At 58.3% G+C, this 23,177-nt stretch carries 25 protein-coding genes; 18 read left to right on the top strand and 7 right to left on the bottom strand.

The window, feature by feature from the left end:
- Nucleotides 1–142: 142 nt before the first annotated feature.
- Nucleotides 143–1,246, top strand: coding sequence for an ABC transporter substrate-binding protein (locus tag LJF34_RS21325; RefSeq protein ID WP_231187631.1), 1,104 nt, complete (start codon nt 143–145; stop codon nt 1,244–1,246).
- A 69-nt stretch (nt 1,247–1,315) separates the two neighbouring features.
- Here LJF34_RS21325 and LJF34_RS21320 read toward each other — a convergent pair whose 3' ends face one another.
- The 5 genes from LJF34_RS21320 to LJF34_RS21300 form a co-directional block, all read right to left on the bottom strand.
- A complete protein-coding gene (locus LJF34_RS21320) occupies nt 1,316–2,653 on the bottom strand; it encodes a lactate racemase domain-containing protein (protein ID WP_231187629.1) in 1,338 nt (445 codons plus the stop codon).
- 72 nt (nt 2,654–2,725) lie between these two features.
- Nucleotides 2,726–3,733: a branched-chain amino acid ABC transporter permease gene (locus LJF34_RS21315; RefSeq protein WP_231187627.1), complete on the bottom strand. Its 1,008-nt coding sequence runs from the start codon at nt 3,731–3,733 to the stop codon at nt 2,726–2,728.
- Nucleotides 3,730–4,593, bottom strand: a complete 864-nt coding sequence (locus LJF34_RS21310; protein ID WP_231187625.1) for a branched-chain amino acid ABC transporter permease — start codon at nt 4,591–4,593, stop codon at nt 3,730–3,732. Before LJF34_RS21310 ends, LJF34_RS21315 begins: the two co-directional genes overlap by 4 nt.
- A gap of 196 nt (nt 4,594–4,789) precedes the next feature.
- On the bottom strand, nt 4,790–5,410 hold the full coding sequence (locus tag LJF34_RS21305) for an FAD-dependent oxidoreductase (protein ID WP_231187623.1): 621 nt from the start codon (nt 5,408–5,410) through the stop codon (nt 4,790–4,792).
- Between the two features lie 52 nt (nt 5,411–5,462).
- Nucleotides 5,463–6,275: an alpha/beta hydrolase gene (locus LJF34_RS21300; RefSeq protein WP_231187621.1), complete on the bottom strand. Its 813-nt coding sequence runs from the start codon at nt 6,273–6,275 to the stop codon at nt 5,463–5,465.
- A 113-nt stretch (nt 6,276–6,388) separates the two neighbouring features.
- Here LJF34_RS21300 and LJF34_RS21295 point away from each other — a divergent pair, with 113 nt between their 5' ends.
- From LJF34_RS21295 to LJF34_RS21270, 6 genes are all read left to right on the top strand, one after another.
- Nucleotides 6,389–7,165 (top strand): glucose 1-dehydrogenase, encoded by a 777-nt coding sequence (locus LJF34_RS21295; RefSeq protein WP_231187619.1) that lies wholly within the window; start codon nt 6,389–6,391, stop codon nt 7,163–7,165.
- A 243-nt stretch (nt 7,166–7,408) separates the two neighbouring features.
- Entirely contained in the window at nt 7,409–8,326 is a 918-nt protein-coding gene (locus LJF34_RS21290; RefSeq protein WP_231187617.1) for a CoA-transferase, read from the top strand.
- Nucleotides 8,327–8,328: 2 nt separating this feature from the next.
- Complete coding sequence (locus LJF34_RS21285; protein ID WP_231187615.1) at nt 8,329–9,087, top strand: CoA-transferase; 759 nt, start codon at nt 8,329–8,331, stop codon at nt 9,085–9,087.
- Between the two features lie 190 nt (nt 9,088–9,277).
- Complete coding sequence (locus LJF34_RS21280) at nt 9,278–10,234, top strand: VOC family protein (RefSeq protein ID WP_231187613.1); 957 nt, start codon at nt 9,278–9,280, stop codon at nt 10,232–10,234.
- 90 nt (nt 10,235–10,324) lie between these two features.
- Nucleotides 10,325–11,389, top strand: a complete 1,065-nt coding sequence (locus tag LJF34_RS21275) for a 2,3-butanediol dehydrogenase (RefSeq protein ID WP_231187611.1) — start codon at nt 10,325–10,327, stop codon at nt 11,387–11,389.
- Between the two features lie 220 nt (nt 11,390–11,609).
- A complete protein-coding gene (locus LJF34_RS21270; RefSeq protein ID WP_231187609.1) occupies nt 11,610–12,377 on the top strand; it encodes an IclR family transcriptional regulator in 768 nt (255 codons plus the stop codon).
- A gap of 25 nt (nt 12,378–12,402) precedes the next feature.
- On the opposite strand, the gene LJF34_RS21265 is transcribed toward LJF34_RS21270, so the two are convergent.
- Nucleotides 12,403–13,206, bottom strand: coding sequence for an IclR family transcriptional regulator (locus tag LJF34_RS21265; protein ID WP_231187608.1), 804 nt, complete (start codon nt 13,204–13,206; stop codon nt 12,403–12,405).
- A gap of 769 nt (nt 13,207–13,975) precedes the next feature.
- Between LJF34_RS21265 and LJF34_RS21260 the strand changes: the two genes are divergently transcribed.
- The 10 genes from LJF34_RS21260 (at nt 13,976) to LJF34_RS21215 (ending at nt 21,812) form a co-directional block, all read left to right on the top strand.
- Nucleotides 13,976–14,122, top strand: a complete 147-nt coding sequence (locus LJF34_RS21260) for a hypothetical protein (protein WP_231187606.1) — start codon at nt 13,976–13,978, stop codon at nt 14,120–14,122.
- Nucleotides 14,123–14,510: 388 nt separating this feature from the next.
- Entirely contained in the window at nt 14,511–14,939 is a 429-nt protein-coding gene (locus LJF34_RS21255) for a hypothetical protein (protein ID WP_231187604.1), read from the top strand.
- A 339-nt stretch (nt 14,940–15,278) separates the two neighbouring features.
- On the top strand, nt 15,279–15,584 hold the full coding sequence (locus tag LJF34_RS21250; protein ID WP_231187602.1) for a hypothetical protein: 306 nt from the start codon (nt 15,279–15,281) through the stop codon (nt 15,582–15,584).
- Nucleotides 15,585–15,624: 40 nt separating this feature from the next.
- Complete coding sequence (locus LJF34_RS21245) at nt 15,625–16,416, top strand: hypothetical protein (protein WP_231187600.1); 792 nt, start codon at nt 15,625–15,627, stop codon at nt 16,414–16,416.
- A 163-nt stretch (nt 16,417–16,579) separates the two neighbouring features.
- Nucleotides 16,580–16,954 (top strand): hypothetical protein, encoded by a 375-nt coding sequence (locus tag LJF34_RS21240; protein WP_231187598.1) that lies wholly within the window; start codon nt 16,580–16,582, stop codon nt 16,952–16,954.
- Between the two features lie 241 nt (nt 16,955–17,195).
- Nucleotides 17,196–17,885: a hypothetical protein gene (locus LJF34_RS21235; RefSeq protein ID WP_231187596.1), complete on the top strand. Its 690-nt coding sequence runs from the start codon at nt 17,196–17,198 to the stop codon at nt 17,883–17,885.
- Nucleotides 17,878–18,783 (top strand): aminotransferase class III-fold pyridoxal phosphate-dependent enzyme, encoded by a 906-nt coding sequence (locus LJF34_RS21230; protein ID WP_231187594.1) that lies wholly within the window; start codon nt 17,878–17,880, stop codon nt 18,781–18,783. Before LJF34_RS21235 ends, LJF34_RS21230 begins: the two co-directional genes overlap by 8 nt.
- A 532-nt stretch (nt 18,784–19,315) precedes the next feature.
- Nucleotides 19,316–19,495: a hypothetical protein gene (locus LJF34_RS21225; RefSeq protein ID WP_231187592.1), complete on the top strand. Its 180-nt coding sequence runs from the start codon at nt 19,316–19,318 to the stop codon at nt 19,493–19,495.
- A gap of 1,241 nt (nt 19,496–20,736) precedes the next feature.
- Nucleotides 20,737–20,880: a hypothetical protein gene (locus LJF34_RS21220; protein ID WP_231187590.1), complete on the top strand. Its 144-nt coding sequence runs from the start codon at nt 20,737–20,739 to the stop codon at nt 20,878–20,880.
- 155 nt (nt 20,881–21,035) lie between these two features.
- Nucleotides 21,036–21,812, top strand: a complete 777-nt coding sequence (locus LJF34_RS21215; RefSeq protein WP_231187588.1) for an NAD(P)H-hydrate dehydratase — start codon at nt 21,036–21,038, stop codon at nt 21,810–21,812.
- A 29-nt stretch (nt 21,813–21,841) separates the two neighbouring features.
- On the opposite strand, the gene LJF34_RS21210 is transcribed toward LJF34_RS21215, so the two are convergent.
- On the bottom strand, nt 21,842–22,021 hold the full coding sequence (locus LJF34_RS21210; RefSeq protein ID WP_231187586.1) for a hypothetical protein: 180 nt from the start codon (nt 22,019–22,021) through the stop codon (nt 21,842–21,844).
- A 190-nt stretch (nt 22,022–22,211) separates the two neighbouring features.
- On the opposite strand from LJF34_RS21210, the gene LJF34_RS21205 reads away from it, so the two are divergent.
- On the top strand, nt 22,212–23,078 hold the full coding sequence (locus tag LJF34_RS21205; protein ID WP_231187584.1) for an NmrA/HSCARG family protein: 867 nt from the start codon (nt 22,212–22,214) through the stop codon (nt 23,076–23,078).
- Nucleotides 23,079–23,177: the final 99 nt, after the last annotated feature.

Below are 23,177 nucleotides of genomic sequence, written 5' to 3'. Positions count from 1 at the left end.
AAGGAGCAGCATGACTCACAATTCCCCCCCGGGTACGAAGAGACGTACGTTTCTGAAAGCAACCGGTGCAGGCGTATCAACGACACTCGCCGCAGGGTGTCTTTTCAACGGTGGTAGTAGCGGTGACGGCGACGGACCCATCGTGATTTCCTCGCTCCAACCACTCTCCGGACCGTTCGCCGTGTACGGACCGCGTCATCGGGACGGCGCGGAGTTTGCGGCCAAACAGATCAACTCGGACGGCGGCGTCAACGGGCGCGATATCGAGGTCAAAACCGTGGACACGGCGAGCAGCGGGAAGACCGCGGAGAACGCGTTCACCGAAGCCATCGAGAGGGACAACGCCGTTGCGGGCATCGGCCCCGGCGCATCGGAGGCCGCGATCAGGGCGAGACGGATAGCCGAAAAGAAGCAGGTGCCGCTGTATCTACACGCGGCGGGCGCAGTGAAAGTCGTCCCACAGGACGCGCAGTTTACGTTCCGAACCGCATTGCCCGCGACACCGACCGTCGGTCGAGCACAGGCACAGATCGTGAGGGACCGTGGGTACACCAACGTCGGAGTCATCTTCGAGGACGGCGTCTGGGGTGACGAGTACGAGGCGGCGATGAAAGCCTACTTCCCCGACGATATCAACGTGACGAGGGACACGGCACCGGTCCCCCAAACGGACTTCGTCCCCCAACTACGGAACTTCCCCGACGACATCGAAGTGTTCCTGGGTACCGCCCACCCAGCGGGGGTTAGCTCCCTCTATCCACAGATGTACGAGATCGGTTTGGAACCGGACCTGTTCCTCGGCGCTATCACCCCGATGGAAGCGGACTACAACGCCATCGGCGACAAAATCGATCGGTCATTCGCTTCGTTCAACTCGACGGACATGTACACCGACGACTATGCGGAAGTAGCGTCCAGTTTCAACGAGGACGTCGGTGGACTGTTCGACCACGCGCAGGTGAACGGATACACCGCGGTTCAACTCGTCGCGAAGTCGATAGAGCAGGCGGACTCCACGGACCCCAAGGACGTCGCCGAAGCGACACGAACGGGGTCGTTCGATCTCCTCTACGGTGCAAACATCGAGTACACCGACTGGGGAGAACCGAAGGGTTCGGTTCAGGTGTACAACTCGTTCGACGTCGGCAGTTCCCCCGAGTACTGGTCGGACGGGGCGTTCTCACCGAAAGAGGAGTTCCGGACCGATCCGCTCCCCGCGTTCGAGCCCGGCTCGCTCGACAAGTGAACGACGGTGCGAGGAGCGGCATATCACATTCGAACAGCCCGCGAGTCCGTCGGAGACGAGACGGCCCGGCTATCGGTGCGGGTCGGGTGACGGCGAAGCGAACCGTCCGTCCTCGAATCGCACCGATTTCGGTTCTTGGACGACCCGAAGGTCGTCCCTGTCGCGTGCTTCCTCGACCAGTGCCTCCGACGCGTACAGTCGTTTGAGGCGCATCGTATCAGTGGCACGGAGGACCCGAACTGACTCCGGTTTGACGATGCCGACGGTGGAGAGGGACGCGACAAACCCTGCCCGGTCGGTTTCGACCACCGGTGGAACACGAACACCGCGGGTCGTACTCGCGGTAATGGCGTTGATGAGCGATTTGGTGGCGTCTATCTCCTCGAAGCAGTCGCGGTGGATGAAATCCGCGGACCCGATTCCCATGGCGTTTCCGTTGGTCGTTTCGGTGAGTGACCGGACGTAAATGCGCTTTATCGCCGGGGTATCGGGGGCCGGTTCGTTGATGCTGAACGGCCGTCGGCCGATGACGTTCGTATCGATTCCCTGTCCGCTGATGTCCTTTCCCTGCCGATCGATGACGAGGACGTCGACGGACTCGAACGGGATCTTTGGCATGATGTCGTAGGCGGTTTCGAGCAGTTCCCGTTCCCGGTCGAGGAACCCCGACGGCGGAATCGCTTCGAGCAATCCGGTGTCGTCGTGTTGGTTCTCGACGATGGCGACACCGCCGACGATCGGCAACTCTTCGAGGAGTTGTTCGGCGATCTCGGGGATCATGTTTCGAAAACTCCAATCGACAGCCCAATCGTGTGCGGTCTTCGCACCGCGTTGTTTCCCGAGTCCGATGACTATCATCTTCGAGAGGCCGCTTTCGACGCTCCCGTCGAAGTCGGTGTGCGGCTTGATTCGGTTTATCGGGACGATCGCGTCGGCGTCAGCCGCTATCGCATCGAAATGGAGCGGTACGCCTCGATCGGGCGTCGTTCCGACGGTGACGACGTCCATACTCGATCGAACCTCGCAGCCGACGGTCTCCCTCGACACACCGAGCGACGCGAGCTTCTCCCGCTGTCCGTCCGCAGTTGCACCGCCGTGACTCCCCATCGCCGGCACGATGAACGGATCGTATCCCATGTCTCGAACGCCATCGACGACGCCGCGGACCACGTCCGGGAGGTTTGCGATTCCACGGCTCCCGACACCGAGCGCAACCGTCCCCCCTTCGGGGACGTCCTCGAACGGTAGATCCTGGACCGTTTCCGCCGCCCGGGTAGCGATTTCCGGCTCCGGAATCGCATCCGTCTCCCAGACCTGTTCTATGATTCCGAGTTTGGGGAGTGGAGTTTCCCCGCACGTCTCCTCGATAACGTTCTGTGGTACCGTTAAGTCATTTCCGTCGGCCATATCTATGCTGTACGAGTGATACCGATAAAAAGGTATTCGGGGGAGGAATCGGGCGGGACTGGATGCGAGTTCTTACGAGCCGGGGCGGAAGTTCGCCATTCGCTTTGCCACCCGCTGTCTGAGGTTCCACTTCTCCAGACGCTCGTCGACGAAGGGAACGATGCCGTCCCTGAAGTAAAGGAAGAGAACGATCAACAGCGTTCCAAGGAGAATCGAACGGTACTCCGCGAACGACCGGAGTTCCTCGTTCAGGAAGATGATCAGTGCTGCCCCGACGAGCGGGCCGTACGTCGTCCTGAGTCCGCCGACGATGAGCATGATGAGGATGAGGACGTCTATAGAATTGAACGAGAACAGGTTCGGTGTGATGTACCCGGAGAGTTGTCCGAAGAACGGCCCGGTGAGACCCATGATAAACGTCGCGACGAAGCCGGCGAAGGTCTTGTACTTCACCACGTCGAGACCCGCCGACTCGGCTGCGGTCTCGTCCTGCCGGATCATCTCGAATGCCAACCCATACTTGGAGTGCATGAGATACCGATACAGGAGGAGAACGGCGAGCAGGATCACGGAGATCGTATAGAACAGCACGACCTCTTCGCGTAAGCCGAGGGCGTTTTCGATCGCTTCTAGACGCAGCCCCGAGAAGGAGAGTCCGGTTACTCCGCCGGTGATATCGCGCAAACTGTTGATGAGTTCGATGATGGAGAACTGGAGTGCGAGGGTGAGGATCGAGATGACGATGACCGTGAGCTCGCGGATGGCCGCGACGTAGCACACGATGGCTCCGATGACACCGGCCACCGACGCTCCGAGGAACAACGTTATCCAAGGGGAGATACCGTACCCTTGCGCGACGAGTACGGTCGTATACGTGCCGACACCGGTGATTGCACCGGTGAACAGGAGCAGTTGGTCGGTGTGGCCGAAGACGATGTTGAGCCCGACGGTCAGGATGGCGTACAGCGCCATGAGGATGAAGACCCGCGAGAAGTAGCTCATGCCGGGCGCGAAGAACAGCTGTGGAATGGCGAACAGAATAACCGCCACGGCCAAGATTCGGGAATAGTTCCAATTCATTGGATTCCCTCCGGTTTCAGAAGGAGTACGACGATTGCCGTACCGAACAGCGAGATGGTGGCGACGTACGACCCGAAGAACGCACTGACGAAGGTGGTCAGAATCCCGATCAGAACACCCGCAGCCACGACGCCGGGGATACTCGTGACGCCACCGACGATGGAGACGATAACGGCGGTGATGGTGAGATCGAAGGAGTCGGAGACGCCGGCCTCGAACGTCAGCCCGTAAAGCACGCCCGCAAAACTCGCAATTGCGATACTCAGGACGAACACGAAGGTTCTCATCCGTCTCGTATCGATGCCGCAGTAGACTGCACCGATCTCGTCCTGCATTATCGTCCGGGTTGCCATTCCGGTGTACGTCCGGCTGAAAAACAGGTACATCGACAACAACGTCAGCAGCGACAGTGCGAGCGTGACGAGCGAGCCGCCTCTGATAAACGCGCCGAAGACCTGTACCGAGGAGATTTCGGCAGGGACGGAAAACAACCCGCTGTACTCGATCGAGAGAACCCCTTGGAGTAGAATCGAAAGTCCGAGCGTCGTGAAAATGCCGAGCATCAGTCGGTCGTCACCTTCGGATCGATACACGAGCTGCAGGAGCGTTCGTTCGAGAATCAACCCCATCGCCGCCACGCCAACGATCGCGACGGCCGCGGCGACGACGATCGGCAACGATCCCGTCAGTTCAAACGTTACGATAAGCGCGGTGATGCTGAACACACCCAACGCGAGGTTCAAAATACCGCCGAGACCGAACACCAGCGTGATTCCGAGCCCGAGCATCGCGTAGAGCAGTCCAATACTGAGGCCATCGATTAGCAGTGCCCCTATTCGGACGAGTTGATCGCCTGCCATGTGATATTCTAATTTGCGTATGTGAGGAGAGGTATCTTATAGATTGGGGTGTGTTATCCACGAACAGAGATCATCACGCCGTAGCGGACGATGACTTCCTCCACGGTCATCCGCCAACGAAGGCCGTTACCGAGTACTACGACGACTGCGTGTGGATTACAGCCACCGTTTCTATGAGGGGAGTCGCCGTGCTAAATTACGCGGGGCCGAAGCTCTCTATTTCGACATCGGCGAGGTCGACGCCAGCAGCGACGAGGGCGTCTTTCACCTCCTCGACGAACCCCTGAAACCCGAAAACGTACGTTTGGTTCGCGGCCACCGACTCCGCCGTTCCGGCGAGGTCTTCCGTGAGGACGACTGTCGCACCGCGCTCCTCCAAATCGGCGAGACGTTTCCGGTGTGGTGGTCGGTTTCCGCCGTGGACGATAGTGACGTCTCGCCCTGACTCCCTCGCACGTTCCCCGATACCGACCGCCGGTCCGATACCGGGGCCGCGTGCAAACACCAACGCGTCGGCGTCCCCGGTGTAGCGAACGTCGCCGAATGGCCCCTCGACGGTGATTTCCTCTCCGAGCGTTCGCTCGCCGAGCCAGGGTCCAAGCGTCCCGTCGGGGTCCACCGCGACGGTCATCTCGAAGACCTCCTCGACATCGGGCGAAGAGATAGTGTAGTAGCCGGTTTCTTCCTCGCCGTCGACGGTCGCTCGAACCAGGACGAACTGGCCCGGATGGGCCTCGAATTCGGTCGGCGTCTCGACTTCGATCGCAACGGTCTGCTCGCCGACGTCCTCGATCCGGGTTATACGCAGTGCGGGCATACAGTACCATCCCGAAGACCAATATAAAAAGATTCTGTCAACCGTGTGTCGTCTACAGTCCGAGCACGAAGTCCCGGAGTTCGCGGTGAAACCGCTCGGGATGCTCCCAGAAAGGCGAGTGACCCGTCTTCGGGTACATCGACAGCGTCGCGTCGTCGATGAGCTCAGCGTACTCCCGTGACGCCGCCGGGAGGACGACGGCATCCGATTCGCCGTGGGACAGTAGGACGGGAACGTCGAGCGCCGCGAGATCGGAGTCGTGTCTCACCGTGCGGTCGCGGAGCGCGTCCCTGACATGCGGTGGAACGACCACGTTATAGCCGAGCATGTAGGACCGGTCCGCGGGTGAGAGTTCGTCGTAGACGCACAATTCGACGAACTGCCGCAACGTCCGAACGCTCACCTCGGCATCGGTCGAGACGAAGCCCTCGATGAGATCGATGTATTCGGAGCCGAGCCGTGCGGTACCCGCCTCGGTGCCGATTTCCGAAACGCCCCCGACGAGATTAACGCCCGCAACCCTGTCCGTCCCGAACGCCTCGATGTAGTCGAGGACGACGAGCCCACCGTAGGACCACCCGACGAGGACGACGTCGTCCAATTCGAGTTCGGTGAGAACGGAGTGGACGTCCTCGGCCCACAACTCCGAATCCGAGTACGCATCGCGCGGTTTGTCCGACTCCCCGTGTCCGCGAATATCGAATGCGACGAGTCTGAAATCGTCGGTCAGATCCGACTCGAACTGATTTCGCCAACAGAGCAGGCTCTGGGAGTAGCCGTGGACGAACACCACTGGCTTCCCGCTCCCCACGTCCTCTACCGCGAGGGTAACGTCGCCGCCGCCGTCGATAGCGTGAGATACCATAATGATTCGTAATACAGGGATGGTGCATATATGCTTTCGTGGTCGGTAACGAACTGCTCGGGAAGGTCGGGCGGACCGTAGCTTTCATATCAGCACCTGCGGAATGATATCGTATGTCAAGCCTTTTGGCCGACAAGACAGCCGTCGTTACCGGCGGCGCGAGCGGCATTGGTCGCGGAATCGCACTGAAACTCGCTGCGCACGGAGCGGACGTCGTCATTGCCGACGTACGGGAGACGCCCCGAACGCCGAACACGGCACCCACGTTGGAAGCCATCGAGGACGAAACCGACTCGCGGGGTCTGTTCGTCGAATGCGACGTGACGAACTACGACGACCTCGTCAGCGCGGTGGACGCCGCCGACGAGTTCGGCGGCATCGACGTGATGGTCAACAACGCCGGTATCGTCCACTCGGTCGACTTCTTCGAGACGACCGACGACGACTTCGCGACGCTGATCGACGTCAATTTGAAGGGTGCGTATTACGGCTGTCAGGCCGCGGGTGAGCGGATGGTCGAACGCGGTAGCGGCTCCATCATCAACGTCGCCAGCACCGCCGCCGAACAGGGATTCGTCGAACCCGGCTCCATCCTCTACAGTGCGGCGAAAGGGGGCGTGAAATCGATGACCTTCGGCGTCGCCGAACTGCTCGGACCCGAGGTCCGCGTGAACGCCATTCAGCCGGGATTCACCGACGAAACCGGACTCGCCGAGAACCACCCAGAGGAGGCCGCTCGTGCCCGGGCAGCCGAGACGTCGCTGGATCGGTTGGGGACGCCCGACGACCTTGGCAACGTCGCCGTCTTTCTGGCGAGCGAACTCTCATCGTACGTGACCGCGGAGGGAATCCTCGTCGATGGGGGCTGGGTCAACACCGGCGGCCCCTGAAAGAGACGCCGTAACCCACCGTCCAGGCGGGGTCTTCGTACGTTCCACGTGTCCGTTGTTGGGTACGATACGGAGAATTCCGGCACCAACGTCGATGATCTCCGGATCGTTCTCGTGGAAATCCGAGAGGAGGACGGGACGACATCCCGGAGAACCCGAGATTTATTACATCACACGTGATACCAATCTCCATGGAAGTTGCCGGTGAACACACGGGTCCCCACCGACGGAGGGGAACGTAAAATGGACAAGGTAATGGATATGACGAAGGCGATATCGGTCGCTATCGAGGACGGACAAACGATATATCTCGGAGGATTCACCCATCTGATCCCCTTCGCTGCGGGACACGAAATCATCAGACAAGGGTACCAAAATCTCACGTTAGCGCGGGCGACGCCGGATCTGATTTTCGACCAGATGATCGCCGCGGGCTGTGCGAGCAAGCTGATCTTCTCGTGGGCGGGGAATCCCGGCGTCGGGAGCCTTCGTGGCTTCCGCCGCGCCTTCGAGGACGGGGTGCCGTGTGGGATATCCATCGACGAATATTCGCACTTCGGTCTCATCTCTCGCTTGGAGGCCGGTGCTCGTGACCTGCCGTTCCTGCCGCTTCGAACCTTCGTCGGGTCCGACTACCCCGAGCACATCGATGCGATCCGAACGGTCGAGAACCCGTACGGGGAGGAGCCGGGAGAAATTCCAGTCGTCCCACCGTTAAAACCGGACGTCGCAGTCGTTCGAGCACAGCGAGCCGACGAGTTTGGAAGCGCGCAACTGTGGGGTATCGTCGGTGAGATGGTCGAGGCGGCTTTCGCGGCCGACACGGTCGTGTTGAGTGTCGAGGAAATCGTCGACACCGACGTCATCCGGAGCGACCCGAACCGAACGCTCATCCCGGACACCGTGGTGGATTACGTGGTGGAGGAACCGTACGGTTCACATCCCTCTTACGCACAGGGATACTACGATAGGGATAATCAGGCGTATCTCGACTGGGACCAGCAGACCGAAACGCACGAGTCGACGGTGGACTGGCTGGACGAGTGGGTGATGGGCGTCGAGGACCGCACGGAGTATCTCGAAAAACTGGATACGGAGCGGTTCGCGGGGCTACAGCCGCGATCGAACTATGCGACACCGATCGATATGGGGGAGTACTGACGATGACGGACTACACGGATACGGAACTGATGATATCTCGTGCATCACAGGAACTCCAAAATGACGATACCACGCTCGTCGGGGTCGGTATTCCCAATCTCGCCTGCAATCTGGCCAAACGAACCCACGCACCTGATTTGGAGATGATTTACGAATCGGGGACGATCGACTCGAATCCATCGAAATTACCGCTCTCCATCGGCGACCCGGTACTCGCTTCGAACGCCAAGAGTATCGTACCGATGGTGCACGGCTTCGGGTACTATCTGCAGGCCGGACGCATCGACGTCGGATTCCTCGGTGGTGCGCAAATAGACCGGTTCGGTAACATCAATTCGACGGTCATCGGCGACTACGAAGACCCGATAGTTCGACTCCCGGGAAGCGGCGGAGCCTGTGAAATCGCCAGCAATACCCGCCGGACGATCATCATCACGCCACACGTCGAACGGCGGTTCCCGGAGGAAGTCGACTTCGTTACGAGTCCCGGCTACGTCGGCGGTCGCGAGAACAGGAAGGAACTGGGGCTACGAGGAGGCCCAGACGCCGTCATCACCGATATGGGAGTCATGCGATTCGACGACGACGGTGAGATGTACCTCAACTCGATACACCCGGGTGTGACGGAAGGGGCGGTCCAAGCGGCAACCGGATGGGACCTTCGTATCGGGGACGAAGTGACCGAGACGCCACCACCGACCGAGAAAGAGATCGAGTTGATTCGTCACGACCTCGACCCCGACGGAGTGTACACGGGATAACTGGCAGAAGTTGTAGGTATAAATACTATTCGTGGTGAATTTTCACACATTCAAAGGGAAATATACGCCGTTCCCGGGAGTAAGTGTGCTTCGCTCCGGAAACGGCCGACGATCGCCCTCTCGAAACGATACTCATCCTTTACACAAAGTATTATAGTGTTTCCGTCTATACGTTCTGTTGTACCATACCATGCCAGAGATAACAGGCATTCACCATGTGACAGCGTTCTGTGATGACCCGCAAGAGAACTACGATTTCTTCACGAACGTTCTCGGAATGCGATTCGTCAAGCGCACGGTTCGATTCGACGTACCCGAGAAGATTTACCACCTCTACTACGGAGACGAGGCGGGAACTCCCGGTACGATCGTTACCTACTTCCCGATGACCAACATGCCGATGGAAAAGGGAATGGTCGGCAAGGGAATGATGAGTTCCGTCGGACTGACTATTCCGGAGGGGTCGGTCGACTACTGGACGGGTCGGTTCGACGAAAACGACGTGAACTACACCGTCGAGGAGCGGTTCGACGAGACGGCAATCGGATTCACCGACCCGGACGGACTCCCGTTCGAACTGGTGACGGGCGAATCGGACATCGAACCATATACGGACGGCAGCGACGTCCCGGAGGAGTACGCCATCCGCGGAATGTTCAACACGACCCTGCACTCGAACGACCCGGCGGGAACGATGGACGTCCTCGAAACGATGGGATGGGACCGCGTCGGAGAAGGGACGCACCCGCAGGCGGGGGACCGCATGCGCTACGAAGCACCCGGTGACGCACCGTGTGCGACCACGGTCGACGTCCTGATCCGCCCGAACGCACCGCAGGGCGTGATGGGCATCGGGACGTACCTACACGTTGCCTACCGCGTCAAGAACGACTGGGAACAGGACGAGGTCAGCGATATTCTCCGTGAGAACGGATACATCACGACCTCCACGAAAGACAGGGACTACTTCCACTCACGGTACATCACCGAGCCCGGCGGAGCCGTCTTCGAGTACGCCACGGACGGGCCCGGCTTCGACATCGACCAGGACCCCGAGGAGTACGGTGAGGAACTGAAAGTGCCGGATTGGCTCGAAGTCGACGTCGAGCGCATCAACGAGATGCTCCCACACCTGGAAACCAACTAACCGGTCGTCGTTCCATTTTCGTACTCCGGACGTTGACTCGACTTGTCAGGATACACCATCTTTATTGCGGAGAGAGAAATGGGTACCAGTATGCGTGCAGCACGTTACTACGGACCCGAAGACGTTCGCGTCGAGGAGGTAGAACCGGACACCGTCGGTTCGAACGATGTCCGCGTGGAAATCGCCGCCTGTGGGATTTGCGGATCGGATCTCGGCGAGTACGTCGGCGGTCCAATCACGATACCTGACGAACCTCATCCCGTGACGGGAGAACGACTCCCGATCACGATCGGACATGAAATGGGTGGAACCGTCACCGAAGTCGGGGAAAGCGTCGATATCGATGTCGGAACCCACGCCGTGGTGAACCCGATCATCTGGTGTGGGGAGTGTCGGTACTGTGACGAAGGCGAATACCGTCTCTGCGAGTCCGGCGGATTCATCGGGCTTTCGGGCGGTGGCGGTGGTTTCGCGGAGAACATCGTCGTTTCGGCCGAAAAGATCGTTCCAGTTCCCGACGGCATCCCGGCACATCTCGCTGCGCTCGTCGAACCGTTCACCGTCGGGGTCCATGCCGTCCAACGGTCCGGGCTCGGAGCCGGAGATTCGGTAGCGGTGTTCGGAAGCGGCCCGATCGGACTGACGGTCGTTCAAGCGGCCGTCGCCGCCGGTGCGAATCCCGTGTTCGTCTCCGAACCGAAAGCGAACAGGCGGTCTCTCGCAAAGGAGTGCGGCGCTGATGAGGTCATCGACCCCACCGACACGAATCCAGTCGAAACGATTCGCAAACACACCGACGGCGGTGCCGACGTTTCGTTCGAGGTAGCCGGTGTCGAACCGTCGGTCAACCAATCGCTCGCCGCCGTCAAATCCGGTGGTACGACGACCATCGTCAGTATTTTCGAAGAGACGATCGACATCGACCCCAACGACATCGTGATGCCCGAGACGACCGTCGTCGGAACGGCGGCGTACCGGGGTGGCCCGCTTTCCGGTCGGGAGTTTGGCACGACCATGAAGAACTTCGCGACGGGCGCGTTCGATCCGACACCGCTCGTGACGTCGGAAATAGAGCTGGAAAACATCGTTCGAGACGGGTTCGAGCGGTTACTCGACGGTGAGAGCGAGGAGATTAAAATCCTGGTTCGTCCGTAGGAGTACCGACGGACCGTATCGAACTATCCTAATTAATAGGTCTGGGTCCGTAGCCAAGGGCGGAATCGCACGCTTGCGCTAGTGTCGATCGACGTCCGTTTCTCGCCCCGAACGGCCGAATCCGAACGATACGGCGGAGCTAGCGAAACTCGACGTCAACCAACCCGCAAGATAATCCGATTATGTGGGATTTATAATTGATACCGTGTACCACAGTAGTATGGGAAACGAAATCAAAACCAGATCGAAGACAACCGAGACCTCCCTTGATATAGTGGATAGCATCCAGGCGCTAAACGGGGCCACGATCCCACGGTTATCCGAACATTTAGGATTGTCTGAAAGCACCATCCACCGTCATTTGGTCTCGTTACGGGAATACGGTTACATCGTCAAGTCGGACGAGGAGTACCGCATCGGACTCCGTTTCTTGACCTTGGGCGGGTATGCTCAACAGCAAGTCACGGCGTTTCCGATGATCAAGGAGAAAGTGGATCAGCTCGCTGCGGACACCGGGGAACGCGCGCAGTTCATAGTCGAAGAGAACGGGAAACGGGTCTATCTGTATACGGAGGTGGGGGAAAGTGCGGTGCAGACGGGAGCACATATCGGACGGAGAGGACCGCTTCACGTGAGTGCAGCGGGAAAGTCCATCCTCGCAAACCTCCCCGAGAGTAGGGTCGACGAAATCGTCAACAGACATGGCCTCGCTGGCGGTGCAAAGAGCGACATTTCCACGAGAGAAGAGCTGGACGAAGCGCTCGCGGAAGTCAGTGAGAAGGGGTACGCGTTCAACAGACAGGAATCAACGGAAGGCGTCAATGCCGTGGGCGCGCCCATTTTAGACAGATCGGATACCGTAATCGGAGCTCTGAGCATTTCTGGGCCCGCACATCGCCTCAAGGGGGAACGGTTGATCGAAACCTGTTCCGAATACGTGCTGGCAGCGACCAACGAGTTAGAGCTCCACATCACACACTCCGTATAGTGGGATTCCTTGCACACCGATTCGATCATCTGTATCCGAACATATCGGCCGATTCTTGTGAGTGATTGATGTTCAGTTCCAGTTCGTTCACAACGCTCAGCAGCATTCCAACGATTTCGTCATCCAACCGATTTCTCGGCATCCGGTGCCGTGGACCCGCAACCGAACACGCGCCGATGACTGTGTCTTCCGGAACGAGTGGGACGGCGACGGCGACCAGTCCCTTCGTACTCTCCTCCACGTTAAAGGCGTATCCGCGTTCACGAACGGTTTCGAGTTCCTCCATCAGTTCGGCCTCCGTCGTGATCGTGTTCCGCGTTTCCCCCGGGAGACCCGTGCTATCGACGATGGCGCGGACCTCTTCTTCCGGCAACTGGGAGAGGATAGCTTTTCCACCGGCAGTCTGGTTGGGGTACATCCGTCGTCCCAAACGGGTTCGCGTGGATACCCCTTGGTTGCCGTTCTCTCGAAACAGGGTGATGATACGAGCGTGTTCCCGTATGGCGAACATGGCCACCTCGTTCGTCACTTCGGCCAGTTCCTGAATCTGGGGCCTGATGATTGGCGAGCCGATATAGTGGGACCGTAGCCAGCCCCCGTAGTCGAGGAAACGAAATCCGAGGTGGTACTCGCTCCCGTTCTTGACCACGAAGTCGTGTGCCATCAGTGTGGAGAGGTGCTTATAGACGCCCCCCTTCGACAAACCAGTCTCGTCAGCGATATCGGTGACCTTTCCGCCCGCGAGTTTTTTTAGGGAGTCTATTACTTCGAACGAAGTCTCCACGGCTTTGACGCGGGAATCCGATTCGGTTTCGGTGTTCGGGTTCATACGACTAGGTATGAACTATTTTAGCATATATTTTACCCATAGTTGAAAATTTCAGAGCCGAGTTTCTACCAGAAATTTCAGTGAAATATTTGTTATCAATGCTCCAGGATGATTTCAGTTGAACTCTCATAATGAGATAATGACAACCCGATAAGGACTACAAATCGACGCGAATGAAATACGGTGGACTACACGTCGAGGAGCGCAAAAAACACCCGATAGAGGCGGTATACGTCGATTCTGTGCGTTTTTGACCCGAGAGATATCGGATCGGAATGGACCGGTCACCCACGGAAACGGACGAGCGGAACGCGGAAATCCGAAGAAGGGGACGATCTTCCGGTGCGTGTTAGCAGCATTCACGGATAGTATAAACTCACTCGAGCAAAAATCCGGAGAACTGGGAGAATAATACCACAAAGTGTCCAAACGTTCCGATTATTTGTTTCCTTTCTCTATTTTTGACCGCTTATTCAGCCGATATGGAGTATACAATACGTCATCTATTAGTTCAATCACTGAATGGCGATCGCACGTGCGACTCTCCGAGACGGTATGGTCGGAGCACCCGTAACAGACGCACGCTTGTTATGGTGAACTTCCCCCTCCATAACAAGCGTACGTTTGTTATGGCCCGTCCGATCGGGAGTACTACTGTCACACCAACGGACCAAATCGGATCGGAGGGGGAATAGAAACCGGAATGCGGATCGACTGCGAACGGAGGTTCGGTTAGATAGTGGAGAAGCGTTGGTACTTGGTATCGAGTGTGGCTGCGTCGATCGCTTCGAGCGAGTCGAGGGGGATAAACGGAAGCCGTTCGCACGCGTCGTGGACGGATACCGGCGCGTACGAACGCGAGTCCCAGTTCTTCGAGGGTCTCCGCTTCGTTCTCGATTTGAACCCCGATAGTTGAGAATAGAACCAGGATGGATTACAGATTTAGTCTTGTAATGGCCACGGAGCGTTGGACGACGATTTCAGCCGTTTAGAGGACCGGGTTGATGTTCGGACATCCCTGTTGGAGAGCCGAGATTCGCCGAAAGGGGCCAGAAACGACGTTACATATCATGATAGGTCGCCTTGATGCTGACCACCTTCGCAACCTGCGTTACTTTGGCGGGAATGGTATCGGGTGAATAGTACGGAGTCCGATAAACAGTAACGTATATTACGGTCTACCGCACAAGTATATTTCAATGAGCGGGTAGCTAATCGAATACCATGGGTTGACGACGTCCTTCGGGGGAGTCCTCGCCACCGACAGGATCGATTCGAAACTGGGACTCGTTCGGACGTTTCAATTGACGACTCCGTTCGAGGATCGCTCGGTCACGGAAACCCTTCTCGCCGTCTACTCGAAGGGACTCCGAGTCACGGCGACGAAGCGACGACACGCCGAGGAGGTGTTGGAGTTCCTCGAAATCGACCACGTCTCCGACAACGAAGCTAGCGACCGCAGCGGGGGACAACAGAAGCTCCTCGAATCTAACTACAGACCGATACTTGACCCGAAATATATCCTTCTTGATGGACAGACTGCAGGTGTCAATCCGGCGCTGGCCGACCGGATTTTGGACCGAATCGACGAGATGCGAAAGGACGGGACGCCCGTCGTCATCATCGAACACGACACGAACGTCGTTCGGTCGATAAGCGACGCTGTAACCGTGTTCGACCGAGGACGGAGTATCGCGCTCGGATCGTTCGATGACGTTGCGAGGAATGAATAGGTACAGGAAGCATACCTCGGGACGGAGGACGAAGCGGAGGGGGTCACTACTATGAGCGACACGACGAGGACGGCCGGGAGACTCGTTGCGACGGATGTTTCGACCGGATACGGTACGACAGAGATCGTCCACGACGTCTCGATTGCAAGCCGAGACGGTGTGACATGTGTGTTCGGTCCTAACCGAAGTGGAAAGTCCACATCGATGAAAGCCCTGAGCGGGAAGCTACCAGTTTAGTCAGGGAAAATCACAGTCGATGGAGATGACATCACGGACGAATCCATCGTCGAAAAATATCGACGTGGCGTGGTTCAGGTTCCGCAGGATGGTGGGCAGCAAATGTCGCTGAGTATGGGACGGGCGATGGTTCCGGAACCGTCGATATATCTGCTCGATGAACCCAGCGCTGGGCTCTCCCCGGCGCTCGTCGAGGACGTGTTCGATATCGTTCGGACGGTGGCCGACGACGGTGCACAGGTGATTCTCATCGAGCAGAACATCCGCTCCGCTCTTCGTATCGCTGATTACGTTCATATCCTCACACAAGGTCGGACACAGTTCGAAGGAGGCCCGTCCGACCTCGCGGAGGAGGACGAACTCCTTGCCGCGTCTTTTGGCGAGCCTCGTCCGGTCGTCGACGCTTGAGTTGCCCACCTATTTTATCCCGCAGACTTGAGACCTCCGTATGGACGAGAAGAGACAGGCCACGTTCGGATCGGACGGGGAGTTGCGAACCGACGACGAAGCGACGAACGAGACCGACGACGGGGAGGGAGCGACAACGAACGATTTCGGCGATGAGTGCGGCGAGAACGAAACCATGTCCGGGGCGAACCGATACACCGTTTCCAGCTTGCTTCAAAAGGCGGTCAGACGTTCCGACGAGGAGACCGCCGCGTGGGCTGCCTGGGAGCTTGTGCGGTCCGGCTACGCGTGGAATTTTTGGGATCGAATCAACCTGTACGTAGTCGAGGACCTACGGGCCGGTCACGAAGCGGCGCTCACGATAGACCGTTACGAGGAATTGGCGCGTGAGCGCTGGTCGGAAGGTTCCTGGCGGGGGCGACTGTGTGCGGTACACGCCGCGCTAGCGGCGGCCAGGGCGATCTCTTCGCGCGAATCCGCGCACGCGGACGATTATTTTAGTGAACTATCGGACGAACGAGCCGCCGCGTATGAGGAGGGACGAGAACCCCGCTTTGATCACCCGGCGGACGATCTCGAAATAGATGGGAAGTACGATGTCGCGTTCGACCAGCACACGTACGAAGGAAAGAGGCGTGGCCGCGGTGGTGCCTTCTTCCGGACGCATGGAGCGCGGGTCGGTCCTGACGAGGAACCCGAACTCAGTCGTCGATGGCGTCTTCGGAGTATGAAGCTGGAGAATCGTGACTATACCGATGAACAATTGGCCCGCGCCGTCGCTCCGGTCAAGGCCGAGGACAGGTGGTCGGACGACGAAGCTCGTGACCATTGATGATATTCTGATACTTCAGGAGGGCTGAAGGATACGGCGGCGATAATGGCAAAACGCAACGGTCTCGGGGCTGACGCCCGGGGCTAATTTTCGTCGCAGGTAGGTTCACTGTCTTTGATGGGTGTTCGGAAAATACTTATCAGTAAAGATGAATACATGGATAATGGAACGGAGGAGACGGAAGTTTATCGGCGGTTTCCCGCTCGCGCTACTCGGATTATCCGGGTGTTTAGGCGTGAACTCTGGAGGGACGACGGACATCGCTATTGCGAATGAAACATCAGATATAACAACAATCAGTATTCACGTTACACGACTGTCCAATGGCACGCAGTTGCTTGACGAAACGGTTACTATCGGCGTCGGTGAGACCGAAGAAAACGAGGAAGTTGTTAGTGGCTCTCAAGTCGAAGTCTCTCTGAGCGTAGAAAACGGTCCAGAGAACAGGTACGAATGGTCCGATGGTGAAAGCGATGCGCAGGGACTTCACATCGATATCAATGAGGACTCCATAGCGTTCTCATCGTTTGTCGACTAGAGCATCTCTGTCCGCCAATGAGAGTTCACCATTTCGTTCTGACTCCATTGGCCGGAGAGGTCGCCGTCCGGCCGAGCGCTCCATGCCGTATGGAGCAATGAGAACATCGAAGAGTATCGAGCGACAGCAGGCCAATAAGACGTCTTTTCCATCTCCCACCGATTACCGAGGGGACAAAACACGTCTCTTCCTTACATGTGCAACGCGAATGGCCAAGGTCGTGGAATCGCCATCGATACGTATGGAACTTCGACTCCGGAACCGTATACGCGAGGTCGCCGAGGACGCAAAGGAGCGGACGGAAACGGTGTCGCATGTGGGGCGTACCACGGGAGAAACCACCGCGCGAAAGACGGTCGGAAGCGGGACGACTGCATACGACGAGTTAGCGCGCGCCGCCACGTCGGCGAGAGAAGCGGTCGATACCGTTCGGGAACGACTGAACGATCGGGGTTCCGAAACGCTGTCGGACCCGTCGGCGATTGCGGCAACAACGAACCGATCGGCGGCCACGGTTGCGATCGAAATTCGAGAGTTCATCGACGCTGTTGACCACCGCTACGCAGCCAAGAGCGCGTTCCAAGGAGCGCAACGCGGGTACATCGCCGGCCCGTACGGTGCGGTTCTTGGAGGTGGGATCGGTACGGTGTACGGTACGTACACCAGCACCCGTGAGGCGTTCGACCCCAACGAACCACCGCGACCGTTCAGTGAAATGGGTGACATCGAGCGGTATTTAGACGGTGTTCAGCACGCAAGAACGGGATACGAGGTCGGCAAACGGTTCGGAACGAAGGGAAAAGTCACCGGAGCGGCGATCGGCGCCGGAGTTTCGACCCTTCCCATGCTCGTCAAACGAGTGACAGCGGGTCCGAATGGCGATGTAAGCGAGCGCGACGACGAGCGAATGGAGCAGTCATCGAGTGAATAAACAACCGAACGACGGCATCGTTGTCGTCCTCCGGCGGGAGCGTCGGACAAACACGGTTCCGTACGGCACGGGGATTCCGGACGCAGTTAGGGACACCGTCGTCGCGTTCCCGTTCAACGACAAGGAGGCGACCGAGTCGATCTTACGCGAACACGCCGACACCCTCGCGGCAGTCATAATCGAGCCTGTAATGTTCTCTTGTGGCTGTCTCCTCCCGCGTGACGGCTATCACGAGTTACTCCGCGAATTGACCGCGGAACTGGACGTCGTCCTTATCTGGGACGAGGTGATGACTGGGTTCCGACTCGGGCCACACAGTGCACAGGGTCGATTTGGGGTTACGCCGGACATGACTACCTTCGCCAAAGTCGCCGGTGGAGGCTATCAAATGGCGGGATTCGGCGGCAGACGCGACATCATGGAGGAAATCGTCCCACCCGAGGGTGACGAGGAGCAAACGTGGGACTCATCGGTTTTCCACGGCGGAACGTACAACGGCCATCCGACGTCCGCCGCGGCAGGGCTGAAAGCGCCCGAACTACTCGAATCCGGGGACGTGTACGACCACATCGAACGACTCGGCGACAAGTTGTTCGTCGGTTCACAGGAGGTTGCGGACGTTGTGGGAGTGGCGGCGAACGTTCAACACATCGGTTCGATGGGACAGATCTATATGACCGATCACGATATCCACTCCTACCGGGATACGTGGCACGCGAACGAGGAGCGATTTGCCGACTGGTGGCTAGAAGCGGCGGGTCGCGGCGTCGTCTTCGGGACACCCAGTCAAGGGGAGCGCTTCTTCACGACGGACTCGCATACGGACGGAGAAATAGACCACGCTCTCGAAGTCGCCGAAGAGGCACTGAGTGCCGTGAACCATCCGTACGGGGATTGAACCAGCGAGAGGACGGGGTCGAACTTGTTTTTATCGCGGTACTCGGCCTCTTGACATGCTGCCGACAGGAAAAGCCGGAAAGGGATGGAGAAGTCCTTGAAGGGGGTGGATCGGTCCAAATGGAAGCAGCAATCCTGATCGCCTCGGGTGTCGTAATACGCCATGGAATGACGGTAACGCCATGCTGTTCGTTGTGATGGTGTAATGGAGAAACCTGTTCCCGTTCTCGATGGGATACACCGAACTGACGAACGGGGAGTTCACAAAGAGAGGCGTGGAGAGTTATCAGTTCGCCCGCTCTCTTTCTGAAGAGTGCAAGGCATCTCGGTGTCCTACGATATGATATCGACCGTCGTACCGGTCAAAGCCGAGCGCCCAGCACTCGATTACAATCTAGGACACGAAGACGGGAAATAATTTTGGCCGAACGATTGAAAATATGGTCGGATCGACCAGTCCGAGCATCCTCGAAGATGGTGAACCACCTCGGGGTCTGGCCACGTAGTCATCCTCGGTCTTCCCGATCAGCACGGTGTCGCTCGATCGGACCGTCTTCGCGCTGGACGAGTCCGCAACCGCCCGTGATAACGAGTCGTTGCCCCGGCGGGTGAGTGTGCCACGCGGTCCGCGGGGTTCGAACGTCACGCTGGCGGCGGCCGCGCGGGCATCGTCCTCCGTGTTGAACAGGGGTCGATCCGGACGTCTCCGGTGATTCGATATTATTAAATAGATGACTCATCCTCGCCGAACCGAAGATCGCTCACGACGATAGGTTCGACATATACTCCCCAAGCTTGTTCCAGTTCGTTTGAACTCCGACCCCGAACGACAGTGCGTCTGGGGCCACCACTTATTGTTGGTTGCACGTAACCCGACCGGTAGAGCCTCGTACACAGTTCATAACACGAACTCGATCCCGTTTTGTCTGCCGATTCGACTGGGCTAGCTTTGATGAGTCCTCCGTTTCACATCGTGGTAGAGAGTGCTTAGGGCGCTTGATTTGACCCGAGTTGGTAACTTCCCGTGACTCTCGCCAGTTGTACTTATACGAATTAGCTACCCCCTCCACGGATGAACATTCTCCCTGGTTAATTGGTATGAGGACAAAACCTCCGTCGAGAGCACTCACCCGACACGGTACGTAAAATCATGACCGATGACGGTGATTCTCGAATTGGTCTCGATACGCACGAATCGATCCAAACCGTGCACGTACCCTTCAGGGATCGCTGTGAACCCGCCCTATTCTTCGTTTTCGTCCGATCGGTAGTATTCCCACGCTTCGTCGGGAATCTTCAACACGGTTCCACAGTAGGGGCACCTCGCCGTCTGTTCATCCGGTGCATCGAACGGTTCCCGACATCGTATGCACCGCCACTCTACACACCCTTCCTCTGTCATGCTGTGTGACTCTAGTTACTCGCGAGGTGTATGCGTGTCGTGTGGTGAGTTATCCTCTATCGTGGACGTTTGATTGTCCGATCGAGCCGATCGGATTCCGACGCGTTGATTGCCGGCGATGTGTACCACTCCATTGCTTTGGCAACCCGTTCGCTTATGCAAATATGGGGACTGTATGGAAACCATGGGCCTCGAAGAAGACGCTCTTGACTATCACCGGCGGGATCCACCGGGGAAAATCGAAGTCTCGACCACGAAGCACACCGACTCACAGAACGAGTTGAGCCTCGCCTCCACGCCGGGCGTTGCAACACCGTGCGATCCGAACGTCCACCGTCGGCGGTGTATCCTCCCGTGTTTCCCCCTCGGAACGGAACGGGTGAGGCAAGTTAATCAACGTTTTCCCGAGAAGTGGCGGCTATTCATCCGCAAAAACGTCGTGGCCGATGGGCACCGCCCTACCGGTCGAGATTCGATCCTCGGTCGGTGGTAGAGCGATGATTCGATACGTCGAGGCAACGTTTATTGATCGCCACGTCGACAACGGGTGTCATGAACACGAGCGACCAAAGCGGCCGAGAACCGAGCGTCCAGCGACGATGTAGCATCTGTAATCGTATCCGAGAGGATTTTTTCGTCTCCGGAGACGACGCCTTCTGTTTCGATTGCTTCTCCCAACAGTACGGTTGGGATTGATGTTGCCGGTGGGGTGTCCGAAGAACCATCAGGAGCGGGGAACGGTCGGCGGGAAGCCGAGCAGTCGCGCGAAACCGTCTTCACGCCGTGTTCAGAACGGCCTTGAAAGAGCAGGCAATAGTGCTAATCGTCTCATCCGTGAATCGCGAGTCACCATGAGTCGACTTCTCGAGACGCTTCCGGATCGCTCCGAGGAAGCCGATGCGCAGGGCGGTACCGTCGGTGTCATCGCCGGTAGCGTCGAGTTTACCGGTCAGCCAGTTCTCACCGGGTTGGCCGCCCTTCGAACCGGCTCGGATCACGTCCGCGCCTTCACGCCGGAGAAAATCTATCCCATCGTGGCGAGCCATTCGCCGAACCTGCTCGTCGGCCAGTATCCCGGCGAGGGGTTTACCGAAGCGGCGGTCGACCAAGCCATCGAACTGGGCCAGTGGGCCGATGCACTCGTCGTGGGGCCGGGTCTCACTCGCTCGGACGGGTCCGCAGTGTGTGAGACGCTTACGGAGGTGGATGGTCCGATGGTCGTCGACGCCGTCGCCATCGAACCGGCGCTGGGGAACGACCTCTCGAACGCGGTGTTCACACCCGATGAATCCGAAATGGAATCGATAGTCGACGAACATGGATCGCTCGAGGAGTTCTCCGAATCGACGGGTGCCGTCGTCGTCGCGACTGGCGACGAAGACACTATCGTCGCCGAAGGGGAGCGAACGACCAACGAAACCGGCACTCCGGCACTGGCGGCCGCCGGGACTGGTGATACGTTGGCGGGAATCGTCGCCTCGCTGCTGAGCCAAGGACTGTCGCGTGAAGACGCCGCGGAACTCGGCGCGTGGCTCGTCGGGAAAGCTGGCGAACTGGCGACTATCGACCACGGCAACGGACTCGTCGCCACCGACGTTATCGACCGGATTCCGGACACCATCCGTTGATCGGTGACTTCGTGCATCGAGAGGGTCGTCTATCGTTTTACACGTCGAACGAATCGGGTCGGGAGAACGACAGCTCGGTTCCCTGCGTCCTGTTCGTACTCGGCCGTGCCGGACTCACCGTCCGAACCGATGAACGCGTCGCTTCGAAGCGTCGATTCGATCGCTTCGAGCGAGGATGAATCCGTGTCCGGTACAAACGAGTGACACATGCTCTCGTTTAAATCCCATTCGACTGTCGATACTGCTAGCCACAGCAGTATCGACGAATCCTCCCCGTTCGTGTCGGTTCATCGCCTTCGTAGGATTTCTAGCGGGGACGACGGGCGGAGAGGGGCCGGTTTGACACCGAAAACTCCTGTGGCTCACAACTAAGTAACTCGTGGTTGCCGATGTACCACCATGTCCCTAGAGACTCCGACCAGTATCCTCGTTGTCGGTGCGACGGGAACACAGGGAGGCGCCGTCGTGGATGCCCTCCTCGATTCCGACGTCGAGTTCGACGTTCACGGATTGACACGACACCCGGAAAGCGACGCCGCCCGTCAGTTGGTCGAGCGGGGCGTCACGATAGAGGAGGGTGATCTAAACGAGAAGGGAACGTTCCGTCCGATAGTGGAGGGAGTGGACGTGGTGTACGGCGTGACCAACTACTACGAAGCGGGCTACGACGGCGAAGTGGCTCAAGGCACGAACCTCGCGGAAGTGGCCGCAGACGTCGGTGTCGACCATTTCGTCTTCAGTTCGGTCGGCGGGGCCGAGCGCGACACCGACATTCCCCACTTCGACTCGAAGTACGAGGTCGAAGAGCGAATCCGTGACCTCGACCTCCCGGCCACCGTCGTCCGCCCCGTCTTCTTCATGCAGAACTTCGAGGGACAGCGCGACGCCGTCGAGAACGGAACGATGGCGCTCGCGCTCGACGAGGGGGTCGAACTACAGATGATCGACGTCGATGACATCGGTGCCTTCGTGGCGCGAATTTTCGAGAACCCCGACGAATATCGAGGGGAAACGTTCGAACTCGCGGGCGACGAACACACCCTCGAAAGCGCCGCGGCTACCGCCTCCGACATACTTGACCGTGACGTCGAAGCACGCCACCTCTCAATAGAGGACGTGCGGGAGCGGATGGGTGACGAATCCGCCACGATGTTCGAGTGGTTCAACGAACACGGCTACGAAGCCGATATCGAAACGCTTCGGGAGGACAACGACGTGGATTTCACGCGGTTGGCTGCGTACTTCCGCAAAAACGACTGGAAGTGAGCCGACGGCACGGACCGCTCGAAACTCGAAACGGTATCGACCTTCGAGAGGTGACGGCCAGCCTCTTCGGGGAGTTGTGCCGCGATGTTGACCGCTTCC

The sequence above is a fragment of the Haladaptatus sp. DYF46 genome (assembly GCF_021083305.1).
GTDB lineage: Archaea > Halobacteriota > Halobacteria > Halobacteriales > Haladaptataceae > Haladaptatus.
Note: the sequence above shows the minus strand (reverse complement) of the source record. Positions and strands in the feature narration are given on the sequence as shown.

What these genes read in the sequence shown, in the direction of transcription:
- LJF34_RS21265 (WP_231187608.1), bottom strand. Translation starts at nt 13,206, where the DNA reads ATGAACCCGAACACCGAAACCGAATCGGATTCCCGCGTCAAAGCCGTG.
- LJF34_RS21235 (WP_231187596.1), top strand. Translation starts at nt 17,196, where the DNA reads ATGGAACTTCGACTCCGGAACCGTATACGCGAGGTCGCCGAGGACGCA.
- LJF34_RS21220 (WP_231187590.1), top strand. Translation starts at nt 20,737, where the DNA reads ATGAACACGAGCGACCAAAGCGGCCGAGAACCGAGCGTCCAGCGACGA.
- LJF34_RS21205 (WP_231187584.1), top strand. Translation starts at nt 22,212, where the DNA reads ATGTCCCTAGAGACTCCGACCAGTATCCTCGTTGTCGGTGCGACGGGA.
- LJF34_RS21300 (WP_231187621.1), bottom strand. Translation starts at nt 6,275, where the DNA reads ATGGTATCTCACGCTATCGACGGCGGCGGCGACGTTACCCTCGCGGTA.
- LJF34_RS21270 (WP_231187609.1), top strand. Translation starts at nt 11,610, where the DNA reads ATGGGAAACGAAATCAAAACCAGATCGAAGACAACCGAGACCTCCCTT.
- LJF34_RS21320 (WP_231187629.1), bottom strand. Translation starts at nt 2,653, where the DNA reads ATGGCCGACGGAAATGACTTAACGGTACCACAGAACGTTATCGAGGAG.
- LJF34_RS21310 (WP_231187625.1), bottom strand. Translation starts at nt 4,593, where the DNA reads ATGGCAGGCGATCAACTCGTCCGAATAGGGGCACTGCTAATCGATGGC.
- LJF34_RS21250 (WP_231187602.1), top strand. Translation starts at nt 15,279, where the DNA reads ATGTCGCTGAGTATGGGACGGGCGATGGTTCCGGAACCGTCGATATAT.
- LJF34_RS21305 (WP_231187623.1), bottom strand. Translation starts at nt 5,410, where the DNA reads ATGCCCGCACTGCGTATAACCCGGATCGAGGACGTCGGCGAGCAGACC.
- LJF34_RS21210 (WP_231187586.1), bottom strand. Translation starts at nt 22,021, where the DNA reads ATGTGTCACTCGTTTGTACCGGACACGGATTCATCCTCGCTCGAAGCG.
- LJF34_RS21215 (WP_231187588.1), top strand. Translation starts at nt 21,036, where the DNA reads ATGAGTCGACTTCTCGAGACGCTTCCGGATCGCTCCGAGGAAGCCGAT.
- LJF34_RS21275 (WP_231187611.1), top strand. Translation starts at nt 10,325, where the DNA reads ATGCGTGCAGCACGTTACTACGGACCCGAAGACGTTCGCGTCGAGGAG.
- LJF34_RS21280 (WP_231187613.1), top strand. Translation starts at nt 9,278, where the DNA reads ATGCCAGAGATAACAGGCATTCACCATGTGACAGCGTTCTGTGATGAC.
- LJF34_RS21285 (WP_231187615.1), top strand. Translation starts at nt 8,329, where the DNA reads ATGACGGACTACACGGATACGGAACTGATGATATCTCGTGCATCACAG.
- LJF34_RS21315 (WP_231187627.1), bottom strand. Translation starts at nt 3,733, where the DNA reads ATGAATTGGAACTATTCCCGAATCTTGGCCGTGGCGGTTATTCTGTTC.
- LJF34_RS21295 (WP_231187619.1), top strand. Translation starts at nt 6,389, where the DNA reads ATGTCAAGCCTTTTGGCCGACAAGACAGCCGTCGTTACCGGCGGCGCG.
- LJF34_RS21245 (WP_231187600.1), top strand. Translation starts at nt 15,625, where the DNA reads ATGGACGAGAAGAGACAGGCCACGTTCGGATCGGACGGGGAGTTGCGA.
- LJF34_RS21290 (WP_231187617.1), top strand. Translation starts at nt 7,409, where the DNA reads ATGGACAAGGTAATGGATATGACGAAGGCGATATCGGTCGCTATCGAG.
- LJF34_RS21240 (WP_231187598.1), top strand. Translation starts at nt 16,580, where the DNA reads ATGGAACGGAGGAGACGGAAGTTTATCGGCGGTTTCCCGCTCGCGCTA.